The 17,465-nt window shown below is 41.9% G+C and carries 13 protein-coding genes, 2 tRNA genes and 2 rRNA genes; 13 read left to right on the top strand and 4 right to left on the bottom strand.

Translation table 11 applies throughout. The features are described 5' to 3' along the window. Positions 1 to 249 precede the first annotated feature (249 nt). A complete protein-coding gene (locus tag PL9214_RS09690; protein WP_072718525.1) occupies positions 250 to 1,197 on the top strand; it encodes a glycosyltransferase in 948 nt (315 codons plus the stop codon). 24 nt (positions 1,198 to 1,221) lie between these two features. On the opposite strand, the gene hpsE is transcribed toward PL9214_RS09690, so the two are convergent. Beyond that, complete coding sequence (hpsE, locus tag PL9214_RS09685; RefSeq protein ID WP_083579939.1) at positions 1,222 to 2,220, bottom strand: hormogonium polysaccharide biosynthesis glycosyltransferase HpsE; 999 nt, start codon at positions 2,218 to 2,220, stop codon at positions 1,222 to 1,224. Positions 2,221 to 2,509: 289 nt separating this feature from the next. Between hpsE and PL9214_RS09680 the strand changes: the two genes are divergently transcribed. From PL9214_RS09680 to PL9214_RS09660, 5 genes are all read left to right on the top strand, one after another. Beyond that, entirely contained in the window at positions 2,510 to 3,211 is a 702-nt protein-coding gene (locus PL9214_RS09680; RefSeq protein ID WP_072718524.1) for a V4R domain-containing protein, read from the top strand. Next, positions 3,208 to 3,480 carry a hypothetical protein gene (locus PL9214_RS09675; protein ID WP_072718523.1) on the top strand — a complete coding sequence of 91 codons (273 nt, stop codon included), beginning with the start codon at positions 3,208 to 3,210 and terminating at the stop codon, positions 3,478 to 3,480. Before PL9214_RS09680 ends, PL9214_RS09675 begins: the two co-directional genes overlap by 4 nt. Positions 3,481 to 3,583: 103 nt before the next feature. After that, positions 3,584 to 4,060, top strand: coding sequence for a bilin-binding protein (locus PL9214_RS09670; RefSeq protein ID WP_072718522.1), 477 nt, complete (start codon positions 3,584 to 3,586; stop codon positions 4,058 to 4,060). Between the two features lie 95 nt (positions 4,061 to 4,155). Then, on the top strand, positions 4,156 to 4,818 hold the full coding sequence (locus tag PL9214_RS09665) for a V4R domain-containing protein (RefSeq protein ID WP_072718521.1): 663 nt from the start codon (positions 4,156 to 4,158) through the stop codon (positions 4,816 to 4,818). Positions 4,819 to 4,863: 45 nt separating this feature from the next. Then, positions 4,864 to 6,024 (top strand): pentapeptide repeat-containing protein, encoded by a 1,161-nt coding sequence (locus PL9214_RS09660; protein WP_072718520.1) that lies wholly within the window; start codon positions 4,864 to 4,866, stop codon positions 6,022 to 6,024. A 17-nt stretch (positions 6,025 to 6,041) separates the two neighbouring features. On the opposite strand, the gene PL9214_RS09655 is transcribed toward PL9214_RS09660, so the two are convergent. The 3 genes from PL9214_RS09655 to PL9214_RS09645 form a co-directional block, all read right to left on the bottom strand. Beyond that, positions 6,042 to 6,524, bottom strand: coding sequence for a bilin-binding protein (locus tag PL9214_RS09655; protein WP_072718519.1), 483 nt, complete (start codon positions 6,522 to 6,524; stop codon positions 6,042 to 6,044). A gap of 179 nt (positions 6,525 to 6,703) precedes the next feature. Continuing rightward, complete coding sequence (locus PL9214_RS09650) at positions 6,704 to 7,201, bottom strand: 2Fe-2S iron-sulfur cluster-binding protein (protein ID WP_072718518.1); 498 nt, start codon at positions 7,199 to 7,201, stop codon at positions 6,704 to 6,706. Between the two features lie 121 nt (positions 7,202 to 7,322). Beyond that, positions 7,323 to 7,634 (bottom strand): hypothetical protein, encoded by a 312-nt coding sequence (locus tag PL9214_RS09645; RefSeq protein ID WP_072718517.1) that lies wholly within the window; start codon positions 7,632 to 7,634, stop codon positions 7,323 to 7,325. Between the two features lie 109 nt (positions 7,635 to 7,743). On the opposite strand from PL9214_RS09645, the gene PL9214_RS09640 reads away from it, so the two are divergent. The 7 genes from PL9214_RS09640 (at position 7,744) to PL9214_RS09610 (ending at position 17,338) form a co-directional block, all read left to right on the top strand. Next, complete coding sequence (locus PL9214_RS09640; RefSeq protein WP_072718516.1) at positions 7,744 to 9,684, top strand: serine/threonine-protein kinase; 1,941 nt, start codon at positions 7,744 to 7,746, stop codon at positions 9,682 to 9,684. Further along, entirely contained in the window at positions 9,681 to 11,387 is a 1,707-nt protein-coding gene (locus tag PL9214_RS09635; protein ID WP_072718515.1) for a nucleoside triphosphate pyrophosphohydrolase family protein, read from the top strand. Before PL9214_RS09640 ends, PL9214_RS09635 begins: the two co-directional genes overlap by 4 nt. 52 nt (positions 11,388 to 11,439) lie before the next feature. Then, on the top strand, positions 11,440 to 12,129 hold the full coding sequence (locus tag PL9214_RS09630; protein ID WP_072718514.1) for a GvpL/GvpF family gas vesicle protein: 690 nt from the start codon (positions 11,440 to 11,442) through the stop codon (positions 12,127 to 12,129). Positions 12,130 to 12,472: 343 nt separating this feature from the next. Next, positions 12,473 to 13,963: ribosomal RNA gene (locus PL9214_RS09625) — 16S ribosomal RNA — on the top strand. Positions 13,964 to 14,087: 124 nt separating this feature from the next. Continuing rightward, a tRNA-Ile gene (locus PL9214_RS09620) sits at positions 14,088 to 14,161 on the top strand. A gap of 12 nt (positions 14,162 to 14,173) precedes the next feature. Continuing rightward, positions 14,174 to 14,246, top strand: a tRNA-Ala gene (locus PL9214_RS09615). 206 nt (positions 14,247 to 14,452) lie between these two features. After that, positions 14,453 to 17,338, top strand: a 23S ribosomal RNA gene (locus PL9214_RS09610). Together the 16S and 23S rRNA genes with 2 tRNA genes alongside form the textbook arrangement of a ribosomal RNA operon. Positions 17,339 to 17,465: the final 127 nt, after the last annotated feature.

The raw sequence follows: 17,465 nt of genomic DNA, 5'->3' as shown, positions 1-17,465 counted from the left end.
GTTGTAAAATCTCAACAACATTTTCAAGGGAAACTCAGAATTTATACCTTAAGTATGAAGCTTTAACCTGAATTTTAATCTATGTAGTGTTAACTTAACATAGATGATCTGGCTTTTTGGTAAAAAATGTATTAATTTTATTGACCTTATTTTAATTTTTGTAAACAACTCTTGTTAATCATTGCTCAATTAATATTTTTCTGATATAAATTTGATACTAGAAGTTAGTCTGCAAAGTTAATTTTAAATATGGCGATAATCTCTGTAGTCATCCCAGCCTATAATGCAGAAAAAACGATTAAACAAACAATTGATTCTATTTTAAATCAAACCTTTCAGTATTTTGAAATTATTGTAATTAATGATGGTTCAACAGATTCTACTTTAGATATTGTTTCTCATATTCATGATCCTCGAATTCAAGTTTTTTCCTATCCTAATTCTGGTGCTCCAACGAGCCGAAATCGAGGACTTGCTGTTGCTACTGGTGAATATATAGCCTTATTGGATGCGGATGATCTCTGGACTCCTGATAAATTAGAATCTCAATATCAAGCTTTAAAAAACCATCCTCAAGCTGCGGTAGCCTATAGCTGGACAGATTATATTGATGAGTCAGGAAATTTTCTAAAATCCGGTAGACATTTAACATTTAATGGGGATGTTTATGCTGAGTTATTAATACAAAATTTTTTAGAAAATGGTTCTAATCCTTTAATTCGTCGGGAAGCTTTTGCGGAAGTTGGAGGATTTGACCAATCCCTATTAGGGGGACAAGATCGAGATTTATATATTCGTTTAGCTGCTCGTTATCATTTTGTAGCTGTTCCTGTGGTTCAGGTATTTTATCGAATGTCTCCCTATTCTATTTCATCCCAAATACTTAGACAAGAAAAACAATGTGTAGCAGTGATTGAAAAAGCCTTTTTGCAAGCTCCTTCGTCATTACAACATTTAAAAAAACAAAGTTTAGCAAAAATTTATAAATATTTTATTGATCGAGCTTTAGAAGGATATCCATCTCCAGAAAAAGGTCGTGCTACTATTGGGTTTTTATTCAATTATATTCGATATGATTCCTCCGCCTTACAACAATGGCGATTTTGCCTGATAATTCTTTTAAAAAGTTTAATTATTGTTTTATTTCCACCCGCTATTTCCTCAAAAATATTATCCACTTTAAAAAAAATATTTTAATTCGATTGTTGTAATTTAAGAAAATCAAGATTTTTTGAAGATAGCTTTTTTTAAAAAATAAAAAGGACTGATAGCACTGGCTCTAAAAAATTCTAATTCACAAGCAGCAGCAAGATCAATCTTAATATCTTTTGAATGCTGAATTTGATGTTTAATAGAGCGTTTAATCCCTCCAAACATCACCTTAAAAAATACTAGGGGTTTTTCCCAAGTCGACGTAATCAACATTCTAAATTCACAGGATTTTGAACCATATAAAGAAGCTAGGGATAACAAATATTTTTTATCAAGCCGCTTACTGGGAATATAATGATCAAGGTGCATCTTGGGGTTATACCAAATTTCCCAACCTCCCTGATATAAATGTAAAGAAATTTCATAATCATTTCCTCCTCGTCCTATATTCATCAATTGAGAAGGAACGTGATCCAACCAAGCTTTTTTCCGCACGACTAACCCCGCACCGCAAGGAAGTTGTAAGCGTTCAGGACAAAATAAAAAGGGCTGATCACCACTTTCTCGAATTGCTAATAATAAATGTTCAACTCGTTTAAAATTTTGAGGCGGCTCCACTTGATAATTGGCATGAATTTGTCCCCCATAACTCCCCGCTTTAGGGTGTTCTTTGGCGAACAAGTAGGCTTGTAATACCCAATTTTCATCAGGAAAATTATCATCATCGATAAAAGCAACCAATTCTCCTTGACTTTCTTCTATTCCTCGTTGTCTAGCAAAGGCAATACCCTGTTGTTTTTCAAAAATATAGCGAAGTGGAAACAATTCATGCCATGATGTGATAATCTCCTGAATAATATTAGCGGTTTGATCATTGCTATTATTATCAACAACAATAATTTCCCAAGTGATATTTTCTGTTCCCTTTTGTGATCGCAATTTTTCTAAAACATTGGAAACACGACTAGCACCATTATAGGTGNGGGGAGAGGGAGGGGGACAGGGAAAGAGGAAGCAACTGTCAAAACTTGCTCTGTAAAAAAAATGTGATGTTTCACCGCCAAGAATCGAGTTAAATTAGATACAGAGGTGCGTCCATGTTTCTGGTTGACAACTGGGTAAAGTAACCAGACAGGCTAATTCAATTCCTGACCACGCGAGAAGAACCTGCCTTTACAGCAATAGACGTACATGGCACAGAAGCTTAAGTCTTGCTTGTTGAGGTAAACCATTGGCAGAAACAGCCGCGACTCTTAATCAACGTTGATCTGCCACAGTCTACCTCGATGATTCCCTATAAATTAAACGTTGATTTTCTTGAACCTTACCTTGTTGATTAAAAAGGAGTATGCAGCAGATGGTGTTAACCACCGCAACCCAACATCATATTGAGAATCATTCCAAACTCAAAAAAACCCATCCGAAGGCCCATAATCATTATCGATTTCAAGATTTCTTCAGCTTTGACTCATCAATGGGTACGGTGACAGACTGGAATGAAATGCGAAATATCTTTACCAGTGAAGATTTTATTATTGGTTTAGTGGAGGGATTAGAAGAGGAAGTTGGCAATGCCTCATCCGTGATTATGTACACCATTGGAAAAGAATGGGGGGTTAAGGATGCAGAGTTTTTCCAACACTGGTATGAAGCCGAGTTTGGTCAAAGTATCCGACAGTCTAACCTAATGTTTTTATTAGAAACTTGGTGGTGGCCGTTCACCGCCCAAGGCTGGGGACGTTGGGAAGTCGATATGAGCGATCGCAAACACGGTTGTATTTTCATTAACTTATTTGACTCCGCCGTTGCTCGTAGTTTAGGAGATGTGGGAAAACCGGTTTGTCATATTTATGCTGGATTATTTGCCGGATTTTTTAGCAAATTGGTCAAAAAAAGTCTCAGTTGTATTGAACTGCAATGTTATTCCATGGGAGAAACCTATTGTAAATTTCTCTTAGGAAACCCTGATCGCATTGATGCTGCGGGTTTCTGGTTGAATGAAGGCGCAACAGCCAGAGACATTCAACGGAAATTACAAGATGGAGTGATACTGCGATGACGAATCAAAACGCCTGGATGAGTGAGTCGGTTCAGGACTTTTTTAGTAACCTCAACTGGCTAGGTACACCCTCACGGGTACTACAAAACGGTCATTCTCCGACTTCATCCCAGATGAATTTAACTTTATCCGTCAGCGATTTTTTTCAAGGAATTGATTGGGAAGGGGTTCCCCAAGTGGGGGTTATGCCCATATCCTCTTCTTCCTCTACTCCTGTTTCCTTGGATGATCCTGATGTCACCATTGAGGATTTAATGGGATTATTTTAAACACAAATGCTGTCCACTCTGGGAAATAGGGGAGCATCAACAAGAGCTTTTATTTCCTCTTCGTAAAATTTTCCATCAAATTCATGAACCTGATCAAATCTGTATGCAAGCCGAATTAAATGAATTATTAGTTCAAGCGGAAAATCGCTATCTCCAAACAGAAGAATTGGTGGGTTTTAAAAGTTATGCAGAAACTTTAGCCCAGCGATTAAAAATTTATGAATTCCTTCGGGATCGAGAAATAGTTATTTTCCAACCGATTGCGGATCAAATTCCTAGCCAATTTCCTCACGAAAAGGAAGAACGATTAGAACAAATTTTACAGCAATGGATTCTGATTCTTCGTCATAGTGCGATGGCAATGTTATTAAATGATTCCGAATACCTTCAGCAACGAGTTATTGAGTGGTTATCTGGTTTAGTTCACGCTCATAATACCCAATCAATTGATACTCAAATTTATCAATTGCTTATGGCTCGTTTAAATGAATTACTTTCTCCAAAAGCCACAGTTTTCCTGCAACCATTCTTGGAACAGGTCAAAACGGGCTTGCTAGAATCTGGAGCCGAGAAGTCGTAAACCCTGGAAAACTAACCGTTTTTTCTTTGCATTTATTCCTCTGTTTATCAACCGTTAACGGTTAACTGTCAACCGTCCATACAGCCTGTTTTATTATGATTGAAATTACCAACTTACTGAGTAAACCGCAACTTCCGGGTAACTATTTCGCCTACAATGCTTATATTAAAGGGGATTTAGAATTAGGTTTACTAGAAAATCGTCTCGGTTCCCGTTTATTGGGGCTTCCCTTAACCCTAATTCAGGCGATCTATACTGGGTTAGAACAAGAAACAGGTCAAGCTACCCGCTTAGTTTTATTTAACTGTGGTCGTTGGTGGGGAAAAAACTTTTATGTTCGCTTTTGTGAAGAAACCAGCGAATATTATGGTAAAGCTGTAGCCCAGATGGAAATGATTGAATTCATTCAATGTTTACAACAATGTTGGAAAACTCATGGATGGGGAACCTTTGATTTAGATGCACGCTATACTAACACGGGATTTCTAATCCTGATGACTAAAAATTCACCCTTTGCCAGTGCTGCTCCCCAAGGCCAGCACCCCGCTTGTTTTTTAGAAGCTGGAGTTTTTAGTTCCTTTTTTAGTCGATTAACCGGACGAGATCTCCATTGTGTTCAAACCACCTGTGAATCGATGGGAGCAGATTGTAATTACTTTATTCTCGGTTTAAGTAATCGTTTACAAACCACAGAAGCTTGGGTTGATGAAGGAAAAGATCATGAAACGATTCTGAAACAACTGTGTGAAACATCGTGAGGGAGGAATGACCCGTTGATAGGCGAATTATTTTAGGTTAAACCCATGGATGCTATTGAACTGCTGAGTCGATATGCAGATGGAGAACGGGATTTTAAAGGTGCCAATCTGCGAGGAATTATTTTGAGCAGCAATTCTTATCGGCCCAATGCGGTACCGACTCTGGGTTTAACTAATATTCGAGAACCCCAAAATCGACCTCATCTAATTGGTGCAGATTTAAGCAATGCTGACTTAAGCGAAGCCCATCTCTGTTTGGTGAATTTGAGTAAAGCGAATTTGACCGGAGCTAATTTAGCAGGAGCAAATCTTAGTGGAGCGAGTCTGAGTGGCACAATCTTAACAGGGGCGAACCTGAGTCGGGTTAACCTCGAAGGTGCTCACCTGAATTGGGCAAATTTGCAAGAGGCCGATCTCAGGCATTGTAATCTCAAAAGTGCAGATTTTAGTTCTGCAATTCTGATAGAAGCGGTTTTGACTCAAGCCTGTTTGATCAAAGCTTATTTAATTAAAGCTAATCTCCGTCAAGCCATCTTAAAAAACACGGATTTAACCCAAGCTAATTTGAAAGATGTAGACTTATCAGGAGCAGATTTGAGTCAAGCTGCCATTATCCGAGCGAATTTAAGTGGAGCAAATTTAACGGGGGCCGATTTAACGAAAGCTCAAATGTTAAAAACCAATTTAAGACACGCTGATTTAACAGACGCTTTTTTGAATTTTGCTACTTTATTAGAAGCGGATCTCAATGAAGCTAATTTGAGCCGAGCTAACCTGAGTAAAGCGAATTTGAGTAAAACCTATCTGCGGAATGTGTGTTTAAATGGAGCTCATTTAAGTGGCATTAATTTAAGCGGTGCTGATTTAGGTGGAATTGATTTAAGGCAGAAATTATTAACAGGAATTAATTTAGCAGGTGCTTATTTAAGTGAAGCTAATTTAGCAGGAGCCTTACTCATGGATGCTAATTTAAGCGCCAGTAATTTAAGCTCGGCGAACTTAATTCAAGCTTGTTTAATTAATGCTGATTTAAGAAATACTCATCTCGCTAATGCCAATTTGACAGAGGCTAATTTAATGGGGGCTAATTTGAGCAAGGCTGATTTAAGAGGGGCAAATTTGAAAGGAGCAATTTTAGCAAATGCGGAAATTAAGGGGGCACAGCTACAGGGTGCTATATTACCGAATGGAAAAGTTTATAAATGATTGAGATTCTGGAAAATTCATGATGTTCTTTTTTTGCACAAAATAGCGATATTAAGTTCAATCAGAGGAAAAAATACATTTTTTTCCTCTGGTGTCAAATAATCTTCCAAGACATCGGACATGGCTTGGTAAGTAAATTCAGTAATATCTTGGACTTTAAACGCTTGTAAAATTGTTGCGAACCAAGTTAATAAACGTTCCTGTAAATAATCAGGATCATTAATTAATAAAACCATGGCCGAATATCGTAAAACTCGGATCGTATCTAAACGCCACTTTGAGGTAAAATCAATAGATCCTTTCATAAAAATTTGAGGATTAGTTTTGATGAGTTTATTTTGTATTTTTTGAAGAATTATAGGTTCATACTTTTGAAGTTTTTGATAGGCACTAATACGATATCGAAAAGTCTCCAAATAAGACTTTAAAAATTCTAATTCTTCGGGTGTTGCATAACGGCCATCAGCCTCAATACTCAAACGTTGTAACTCAGTTAACATAAATAAGAATTGCCAGGGTATAAATGTCACCTATAATCAGTTAACAATTATTCGTTAACACTTGTCAGTGAATCGTTAATCATTGTTGGCTATGGGAGGTTAGTTTTTGCCTATTGCAAGAGTCTCCATTACAAAACTGCTTATTCCCTATTAACTGATGACTGATAACTGATAACTGATTAAGAGACATCATCTTTAGCGTTACGAGTTCGAGCTAAATATTCGCCAACTTGCAAACGAGTATCTTTCAACTGATTCACAATAGATCGAGTAATCAATTTTCCCGTTTCCACCACAACTTGTCCGGTGATCGGATGCAGTAATTCTTGTTCTGCTCGCCGTCCAATCAGTGATTCTACATCTTCGATGGCATCAATATACATCCCCGAAGGTAATTCAACAATAATTCCTTCCCCAAGCACATGAGCTTGACAAGCTAAACGGGAATTGGGTTTAGCTGTTGTAATTACTTCCAAGGTTCTTTGTTCACGACGGCTGACTTTAGATAAACCCTCCATACCATCTTTAATGAAAACATGGCAGGTTGCACACATTCCTCGTCCTCCGCATTCTTTCAGAACGTGAAGTTCCTTAGTCATTAATGCCGAAAGCAAATTAGAATTAGTTTTAACTGCCATTTCTTCGGCAATTGGTTCTAGTCGAAGTATTTTAGCCATTTCCAGTAAAAATTAAATTAGAGAACCCACAGAGCAGAAATAATGTAGACTGCACAACTGAACCGCTCAATTCAGGAGAACAGGGGCGTTAACTCCTCCAAATTCAATCATAATCCCGAATTTAGGCTTTAGAACGATGCAGTTCACCTTGAGGCTCTTTCACCCAAATTGCATATCCCTTTGGGGTTTTTGTAATTACCGTACTGTCTCCTCCAGTTCCTAGTTTAGCCACAATTTCTAAGGTTTTATCAGCACCTTCTACCGCTTTAAAAAAGCTGTAGTATTCCTGATCAACGCAAACCGCAGGAACCGGTTTTTCTAAATCCGGTACTTTGATTTGGCAGGTTCGATATTGGCTTTGAGATTGTATGATTTTAGTAGGGGCAGGCCCCTGCTGTAGTTTCGTAGATTCCGATTCAACGGGAGAAAACATAAGCACTCTTCATCGCTGGGTAACGGATTAATGGGTCAGTAATGCCTATATTTTAGGTATACTTTAATACTATCGGAAATACCGTTAATGAGGTGGTCTAAAATACACCATGCAGGCTTCTCGATACCGAATTTTGGGGTTAGTAGGACAAGGTCAGTTTGGTAAAGTTTACTGTGCCAGTGATCGTCGCACTGGACAACTGGTGGCTCTGAAGGAATTAAGTCATCAGCGCGCACCTACTCACCAATTCTTGCAGGAACTGTGGTTCATTATTAGTCTACAACATCCCCACATTGCTGCTTGTCTCGGTTTAGAACATATCCAAACCGGACGCTATTTGGTCATGGACTATTGCGAGGGGGGAACTCTGCGCCATCTTCTTGAACAACAGGATTCTCTGCGACTACAAGAAGCGTTAAACCTGATCATTGGTGTTTTAGAAGGTTTACACTACGCTCATCAACGGGGTATTATCCATTGTGACATTAAACCTGAAAATATCCTACTGACTCTACAAGCCCAAGGATGGTCTTCAAAATTATCAGACTTTGGAATTGCCCGTCGTCTGCCCATCGTAGGCAAATTATCTATTGCCCAAAAAGCCTCCACCTTTACCGGGGGATCTCCAGCTTATATGGCCCCAGAACGATTTTATGGCCTTTATTCAGCCCGATCCGATATTTATGCGGTTGGAATTGTCTTATTTGAACTGTTAGTTGGAGATCGTCCTTTTCATGGTTTACCCGGTGAGTTAATGTGGGCGCAGTTAAATCAACGGTTGCAGATCCCTAACGAGATTCCTGAAGCGTTACAAACTGTAATTCAAAAAGCTTTAGAAAAGCTCCCGGCTCGTCGCTACAACACCGCAGAACAAATGGCAGAAGCCTTACGCAAAGTCATTGTTCATCCCCAAATTCAAAGCCTTGCTGATTTTATTGTTCCTTGGAAAAACTCCAATTTACCGACTAAAAATCACACCCAATTAGCAGGGGTCTATACCTCCGTTTCTCCTCTGATCTTACATCACTCTATCTCTTTACCTTCGGTTCATCAGTCTAAATTCCCCTTCAATTGTATTTCCAATTTTCCTTATCTTTATACAGGATTTGGTCAGGCTTTAGAAATTTGGTCTATCCCCCAAGATTTATCTCCATCGGTTCAGCAAGTTGCTATTTCTTCTCAAGAACAAATTCAATTTCCTGAACCTATTTTGGGGATGCTTCCCCTGGGAAACGGCTGCTGTGTTTTAACCCCGAATCGAATTTATCACTGCACTCCTTTTCAAAAAAAATCTCAATCTTTGTTAAATTTAAGTTCGATTCAATCCTTACAATCTAATCGTCAGCAATCTCCTATCTCTCCTGATTTTTTTGGGGAAAATGAAGATTCAACCTCTGTCATAAAAACCTTTGATCCAGAGTTATTATATAAAATTACGATAGAACCCAATAGTCGCTATATGGCTTTAGCATTTTCAGGACAATTACGATTCTACTCTTTAACCCAAAAATCAGACTATCTTGTTCTCAAACCTCTGAAAAAATTATCCCTAGCTGTATCTCAAGTTCCCGAAATTTTCTTCTTAGATAACAGACATTTACTTTGTGTTTGGTTAAACTTTAAACAACAAAACTTTAATATGTTCCGGGTCTATACTCGCCGAGGAATGCCCATTGGAAATCTTAAATTATCTATTCCTTTAAAACAACTGCTACCTACTCCTCAACCCTATACTTTATTGGGAATTGGACTCGATGATCAACCTTACCTTGTTCTCTTACGTTTAAAGCCCCTGAGCGTCATTCGCATTCCTTTAAGTTCTCCCCCAACTGTTGCTTGCGCTACCTCTTGGGGATATGTTATAGCGGATGAAGAAGGAAAATACACCTTTTTTGATTTGGAAGGGAATTTGATCAGTTATGATTTTGGCCCTGTTAATCCTAAATCTCTAGCTTTCTGGGGAAAAACGGGATTAGCCATTGTTACTTATACCGAAAAACAAGGTTATCTACATTTTGTAAAATCTGTTAATTTTGAAAGAGACTTATGAATAACAACCCTTTAATTCCATCTATGAACTCCCAAGAAATACCTCCCAGTGATATCGAAAACTTATCGAAAAATCAACTTAAAAATTTAATGAATTTTCCCGATCAAACTTTAATTAAATTTAAAGATGAAGTCTCTTTTAATTTAGTTCCTCCCTCTCCTGAAATTTCCGCCCCTGTTATCCAGGCTATGCAAGGATTAGTTCAAATTATAGCTCATTTGCGATCACCGAATGGGTCATGGCCTAGTGATTTACCCCAAACCCCTGAAAACTTAATTCCTTATGTTACAGAAGAAGTTTCTGAACTTCTAGCGGCTTATCAAACTCATCCAATCTCTGCTTCTAATATTAAATCCGACTCCTTCCCTAAAAAAGACAGCAGTATTCAAACTCCTGTTATTTTATTCCTTAATACTTTAATTTCTCAGTTATTATGGAATTTTGCACAAACCTCTTATCAATTTATGCGACTTTTGACGGGAATTAATGCTGAAATTTTATTACCCCATCAAGATTGGACTCCAGGAAAATTAAGATTAGTTGCTAGTCTCATCATTAAAACTGAAAATTTCCAAAGTTCTATTGATTTAGCAACCAGTGATTCCCCTCCTACCCTAATTACTTCAGAAGCTTATCTTCAATCTAATGATTGTTCTTTTTGCCAAAATCCTTTAGAAGTTCAATCTTTTGTACGACAAATCACACATCACTTTCAAGATAATTTTCAAGGGTTTAATCTCTTGAATCATCCTATCCAAGCTGAATTTTTATCCCCTAAAAGTCAATGGGAACCCATTGAAATGAGTATAGAAATAGGATTTCAATTTATTCCTGATTCTAAAACATCCGAAGTGAGTCCCTTTCATTATTTTTTAGAAAATGCCCCTGTAGATGAAGAATTGTTTCAAAATACCCCCATTCAAGATGTTGAATATTCCATTTTAGCTTCTATTCCCCACTCTGCTTTACTCAAAACTCACGTTCGACTTACTGATCCGAATATTATTCAACCTTATATTCAAACCCAAATTAAATATTATGGATTACACGGACTACAACGAAAAAAACAGTTACAACTTACCAATTCTGTTAACTCTTTCTTAACTCTTGACTCCCAAACAGAAGAATCTGAATTAATCGAGTTAATTCAAATTACTGATGAATTAGTTGATATAATTTACAGTTCTAAATCGTCATCTAGCTTAATTCGTCTTCAACCTGAAATTCCCTTAATCGATTTATCGCTAAGATTATTATGGCAGATCGTTAAAAGCAGTTATAATGTTATGCAATTAATGAGTGGGATTCAAGCCAAAGTCCTCCAACCTGGATTTTTATGGCAAACAGGAACATTAAGATTATTAATGGTTCTAAGTGCAGAATTTTTAAGCGATTCTTGGGAATTGGATATTGCGACTAGCCAACCTCTTAAATTTGATTTAAAACCCATTATTCCTGAATCTATTATTCAATCTGATTGGAGTGAATTGTGTCGATCTCCTCAATCCCTAGTCGTTTTAAAATTGCAAATCATTAATTTATTAGAAACTCTTCCTGAACTCCAAAGCTGGATGAAAGGAGTTAAGATAGATTGGGGGAATTCTAATGAGGATTTAGAATTATCCCCCAATTGGCAATCTGGATTAGCTCAACTCAGCCTTGATTTTGAGTGGATTCCTGCACAGCCCGGTTCCCTAGAATAAATACCCTGATCTTTTGATTCTATTCCTAATATTCACTTGTAGATATTAACCAATGTATATTTACGCTTTTTTGAAAACACCCACATCACCCCTCAAGCTTCCTCAAGGGATTAAGGGTTCTTTAGAAATTATTAGTGATCAGGGATTATCTGCTCTTGTAGAACCCGATTTACAAGCCGAAGATCTCCCTGATACAGACGAACAATTAATGCAAGCCGTTGTCACTCATGATCAAATCACCTGTACCATTTTTTACCAAACTTCTCTGTTACCCGTCCGTTTTGGAACCTGTTTCCGTTCAAAAACAGCCCTGTTGGAGCATTTAGTTTTATATCAACAGAACTATTTACACAAATTAGACCAACTCGAAGGAAAAGCAGAGTATTGTTTACAAGGAGTTCCCCTCGAACCGCCAGCAAACACACTCACTCAAACTAATCCCACGGACTTACCTCCTTTGCGCGGTCGGGATTACTTTTTAGCTAAAAAACAATTACATCACCATCAATTACAACATCAGCAGCAGCAAGCCCAACAATGGCAGCAGTTAGTTGAGGTACTGTGTCAAACCTATCCAGAAACCTGCCTAGCCGATAGCCAACCCAATAGAGAACGAATCTATATATTGATGCCGCAGAGCAACGAATCCAAACTACAAGAGCAACTGAAGCAATGGCAAAGCCAATATACTCATTGGCAACTCAGTCTGGGGAACGCTGTACCCCCTTATCATTTTTTGTAACAACCAGCTTGTATGGCCCTTACAAACAGATGCTTTCCAGTCGTTCCATCTCTAGAAAGGGGAGAATAGCTATAAACCATTACCAGACAAGGATTTGCCCCGGTTCAAAAAAAAGTCAAGAAAAGGGGTTGACAAAGCCGAGGAGATTAGATACATTGGTAAATGCGCTTGAGAGACGAAAGAACCGAAAGCGCACCGAACCTAGAAAAAATAATACGTTTGAAAGTCGAATTAACGAACTCCTAGTCAAAAAATCAGGAGAGGAATCAGTTATAAAGACTGAGGACTCCCAAAAGATAACATGACTAGCAAGTCTAGTCAACAGAAGAGCTACAAATTCTTCAAAATGGAGAGTTTGATCCTGGCTCAGGATGAACGCTGGCGGTCTGCTTAACACATGCAAGTCGAACGGGAATCTTAGGATTCTAGTGGCGGACGGGTGAGTAACACGTAAGAACCTGCCTGTTGGACGGGGACAACAGTTGGAAACGACTGCTAATCCCGGATGAGCCGAGAGGTAAAAGATTAATCGCCAACAGAGGGGCTTGCGTCTGATTAGCTAGTTGGTGTGGTAAGAGCGCACCAAGGCGACGATCAGTAGCTGGTCTGAGAGGATGATCAGCCACACTGGGACTGAGACACGGCCCAGACTCCTACGGGAGGCAGCAGTGGGGAATTTTCCGCAATGGGCGAAAGCCTGACGGAGCAAGACCGCGTGGGGGAGGAAGGTTCTTGGATTGTCAACCCCTTTTCTCAGGGAAGAAGAAAGTGACGGTACCTGAGGAAGAAGCATCGGCTAACTCCGTGCCAGCAGCCGCGGTAATACGGAGGATGCAAGCGTTATCCGGAATGATTGGGCGTAAAGAGTCCGTAGGTGGCCCTTCAAGTCTGCTGTTAAAGAGCGAGGCTTAACTTCGTAAAAGCAGTGGAAACTGGAGAGCTAGAGTGTAGTAGGGGCAGAGGGAATTCCTGGTGTAGCGGTGAAATGCGTAGAGATCAGGAAGAACACCGGTGGCGAAAGCGCTCTGCTGGGCTACAACTGACACTGAGGGACGAAAGCTAGGGGAGCGAATGGGATTAGATACCCCAGTAGTCCTAGCGGTAAACGATGGAAACTAGGTGTGGCCTGTATCGACCCGGGCCGTGCCGGAGCAAACGCGTTAAGTTTCCCGCCTGGGGAGTACGCACGCAAGTGTGAAACTCAAAGGAATTGACGGGGGCCCGCACAAGCGGTGGAGTATGTGGTTTAATTCGATGCAACGCGAAGAACCTTACCAGGACTTGACATCTCTGGAATCTCTCTGAAAGGAGAGAGTGCCTTAGGGAACCAGAAGACAGGTGCTGCATGGCTGTCGTCAGCTCGTGTCGTGAGATGTTGGGTTAAGTCCCGCAACGAGCGCAACCCTCGTCGTTAGTTGCCATCATTAAGTTGGGAACTCTAGCGAGACTGCCGGTGACAAACCGGAGGAAGGTGAGGATGACGTCAAGTCAGCATGGCCCTTACGTCCTGGGCGACACACGTACTACAATGCTAAGGACAGAGAGCAGCCAACCCGCGAGGGAGAGCGAATCTCAGAAACCTTGGCACAGTTCAGATTGCAGGCTGCAACTCGCCTGCATGAAGGAGGAATCGCTAGTAATCGCAGGTCAGCATACTGCGGTGAATCCGTTCCCGGGCCTTGTACACACCGCCCGTCACACCATGGAAGTTCGCCACGCCCGAAGTCATTACTCTAACCCGCAAGGGGGGAGGGTGCCGAAGGCAGGGCTGATGACTGGGGTGAAGTCGTAACAAGGTAGCCGTACCGGAAGGTGTGGCTGGATCACCTCCTTTTCAGGGAGACCTACTTCTGGAGAAGTGCCAAATCCCAACAAAAAAAGCACTCACAGAAGTCATCCCAGGTCGGAACTAGGAAAAAGAAAAAGAGACTTTCAAACGTCAACTAGGTTGGGTAAAAGGGCTATTAGCTCAGGTGGTTAGAGCGCACCCCTGATAAGGGTGAGGTCCCTGGTTCAAGTCCAGGATGGCCCACCTAAACAATGTGGGGGTATAGCTCAGTTGGTAGAGCGCTGCCTTTGCAAGGCAGATGTCAGCGGTTCGAGTCCGCTTACCTCCACTAAACCCATCAAAACCGAGAACAAACTAGCACTACAGCTTTCATCACCAGAAAGAGTAAATGCTGGAAATGTTCCAGCCAGAACCTTGAAAACTGCATAGAAAAATCAGAAGGGATCAAAAATGAAACCCAAACCGGGAAGAAAAAACCCGGAAAATTTTGGTGTTCAGGAGTTCGGAAACGAACAGTGATTCAAAAAGAGAATTGGTCAAGATAGAAAGGGCTGACGGTGGAAACCTTGGCACACAGAGGCGAAGAAGGACGTGGCGACCGACGAAAAGCTCCGGGGAGCGGGAAGCAAGCAATGAGCCGGAGGTATCCGAATAGGGCAACCTAGAAACACTACATTGAATCCATAGATGTAGATGAGCGAACCGGGCGAACTGAAACATCTTAGTAGCCCGAGGAAAAGAAAGCAAAAGCGATTTCCCCAGTAGTGGTGAGCGAAAGGGAAACAGCCTAAACCAACTGGGTATCCAGTTGGGGTAGTGGGACAGCAAGACTGGACTTAGAGAATTAGACGAAGCAGATGAAACCTGCACCAGAGAAGGTGAAAGTCCTGTAGTCGAAAGTTTGAAGAGCCAAGCTGAATCCCGAGTAGCACGGAGCCCGTGAAAGTCCGTGTGAATCCGCCTCGACCACGAGGTAAGGCTAAATACTCCTGTGTGACCGATAGAGAAACAGTACCGTGAGGGAAAGGTGAAAAGAACCCCGGGAGGGGAGTGAAATAGAACCTGAAACCGTCAGCTTACAAGCAGTGGGAGTCCGATTAAACGGATGACCGCGTGCCTGTTGAAGCATGAGCCGGCGAGTTAAAGGCGATGGCAGGTTAAGACCGAAGAGGTCGAAGCCCAAGCGAAAGCGAGTCTGAACAGGGCGAAGTCGTCATCGTTTTTAGACCCGAACCCGGGTGATCTAACCATGTCCAGGATGAAGCTTGGGTAAAACCAAGTGAAGGTCCGAACCGACCGATGTTGAAAAATCGGCGGATGAGGTGTGGTTAGGGGTGAAATGCCAATCGAACCCGGAGCTAGCTGGTTCTCCCCGAAATGTGTTGAGGCACAGCGGTTGCAGAAAAATCTGGGGGGTAAAGCACTGATTCGGTGCGGGCTGCGAGAGCGGTACCAAATCGAGTCAAACTCTGAATACCCAGAGGAAAGCAACCAGTCAGACGGTGGGGGATAAGCTCCATCGTCAAGAGGGAAACAGCCCAGACCACCAGCTAAGGTCCCGAAATCATCACTAAGTGAGAAAGGAGGTGGGAATGCTCAGACAACCAGGAGGTTTGCCTAGAAGCAGCCAACCTTAAAAGAGTGCGTAATAGCTCACTGGTCAAGCGTTGCTGCGCCGAAAATGAAAGGGGCTAAGTGATGTACCGAAGCTGTGGAATATGATTGTATTGTATTGGTAGGGGAGCGTTCTGGCGTAGGGAGAAGCATTAGCGAAAGCAGATGTGGACGAACCAGAAGTGAGAATGTCGGCTTGAGTAGCGAAAATGTAGGTGAGAATCCTACACCCCGAAATCCTAAGGGTTCCTCCGCACGGCTCGTCCACGGAGGGTAAGTCAGGGCCTAAGGCGAGGCTGAAGAGCGTAGTCGATGGACAACGGGTGAAGATTCCCGTACCATTGGTAGATTGGTCAGGGGGACGGAGAAGGTGTGTGCTAGCCGGACGATGGTTACCGGTGCAACCGTTCAAGGTGTTGAGGTCTGGAGAAAACAGACTGAGCTAAGGCGGGAGTCCGACCCTCTAAGGAGGGGAAGTAGAGAGCATCAAGCTTCCTAGAAAAGCCCTAAAACCGTTAATTTATCAATGCCTGTACCCGAAACTGACACAGGTAGGAAGGTTGAGAAAACCCAGGGGCGCGAGATAACTCTCTCTAAGGAACTCGGCAAAATGGCTCCGTAACTTCGGGAGAAGGAGTGCTTATGAAAGTAAGTCGCAGTGAAGAGGCCCAGGCGACTGTTTACCAAAAACACAGGTCTCCGCCAACTCGAAAGAGGAAGTATGGGGGCTGACGCCTGCCCAGTGCCGGAAGGTTAAGGAAGTCGGTCAGGGGAAACCTAAAGCTGATGACCGAAGCCCCGGTGAACGGCGGCCGTAACTATAACGGTCCTAAGGTAGCGAAATTCCTTGTCGGGTAAGTTCCGACCCGCACGAAAGGCGTAACGATCTGGGCGCTGTCTCGGAGAGAGACTCGGCGAAATAGAATTGTCTGTGAAGATACGGACTACCTGCACCTGGACAGAAAGACCCTATGAAGCTTTACTGTAGCCTGGAATTGGGTTCGGGCTTCTCTTGCGCAGTATAGGTGGGAGGCGTTGAAGTCATCCTTGTGGGGATGATGGAGCCATCGGTGAGATACCACTCTAGAGAGGCTAGAATTCTAACTGGTTCCCGTGAATCCGGGAACAAGACAGTTTCAGGGGGGCAGTTTGACTGGGGCGGTCGCCTCCTAAAATGTAACGGAGGCGCGCAAAGGTTCCCTCAGAATGGTTGGAAATCATTCGCAGAGTGTAAAGGCATAAGGGAGCTTGACTGTGAGACTTACAAGTCGAACAGAGTGGAAACACGGCCTTAGTGATCCGACGGTACTGTGTGGAAAGGCCGTCGCTCAACGGATAAAAGTTACTCTAGGGATAACAGGCTGATCTCCCCCAAGAGTTCACATCGACGGGGAGGTTTGGCACCTCGATGTCGGCTCATCGCAACCTGGGGCGGAAGTACGTCCCAAGGGTTGGGCTGTTCGCCCATTAAAGCGGTACGTGAGCTGGGTTCAGAACGTCGTGAGACAGTTCGGTCCATATCCGGTGCAGGCGTAAGAGTATTGAGAGGAGTCCTCCCTAGTACGAGAGGACCGGGAGGAACGCACCTCTGGTGTACCTGTTATCGTGCCAACGGTAGACGCAGGGTAGCCATGTGCGGAGTGGATAACCGCTGAAAGCATCTAAGTGGGAAGCCCACCTCAAGATGATTACTCTCATTGGCTTAACCAAGTAAGGTCACGGGCAGAACACCCGTTTATAGGTGTTAGGTCGAAGTCCAGCGATGGATGCAGCCGAGACACACTAACAGACCGAGGGCTTGACCTCATCTCTTTTCTTCTGATTTTCTATGCAGTCTTCAGTTTTCTGTTTTTTATTAAGGTTTATCTGAATAGCTGCCCTGACTTAAATCGGGGCAGTTGTTGTTTAAAGGTTTTTTTTAGGAGATCCCTTT

The sequence above is a fragment of the Planktothrix tepida PCC 9214 genome, from assembly GCF_900009145.1.
Taxonomy (GTDB): Bacteria; Cyanobacteriota; Cyanobacteriia; order Cyanobacteriales; family Microcoleaceae; genus Planktothrix; species Planktothrix tepida.
This window is presented reverse-complemented; position numbering and strand designations above follow the sequence as displayed.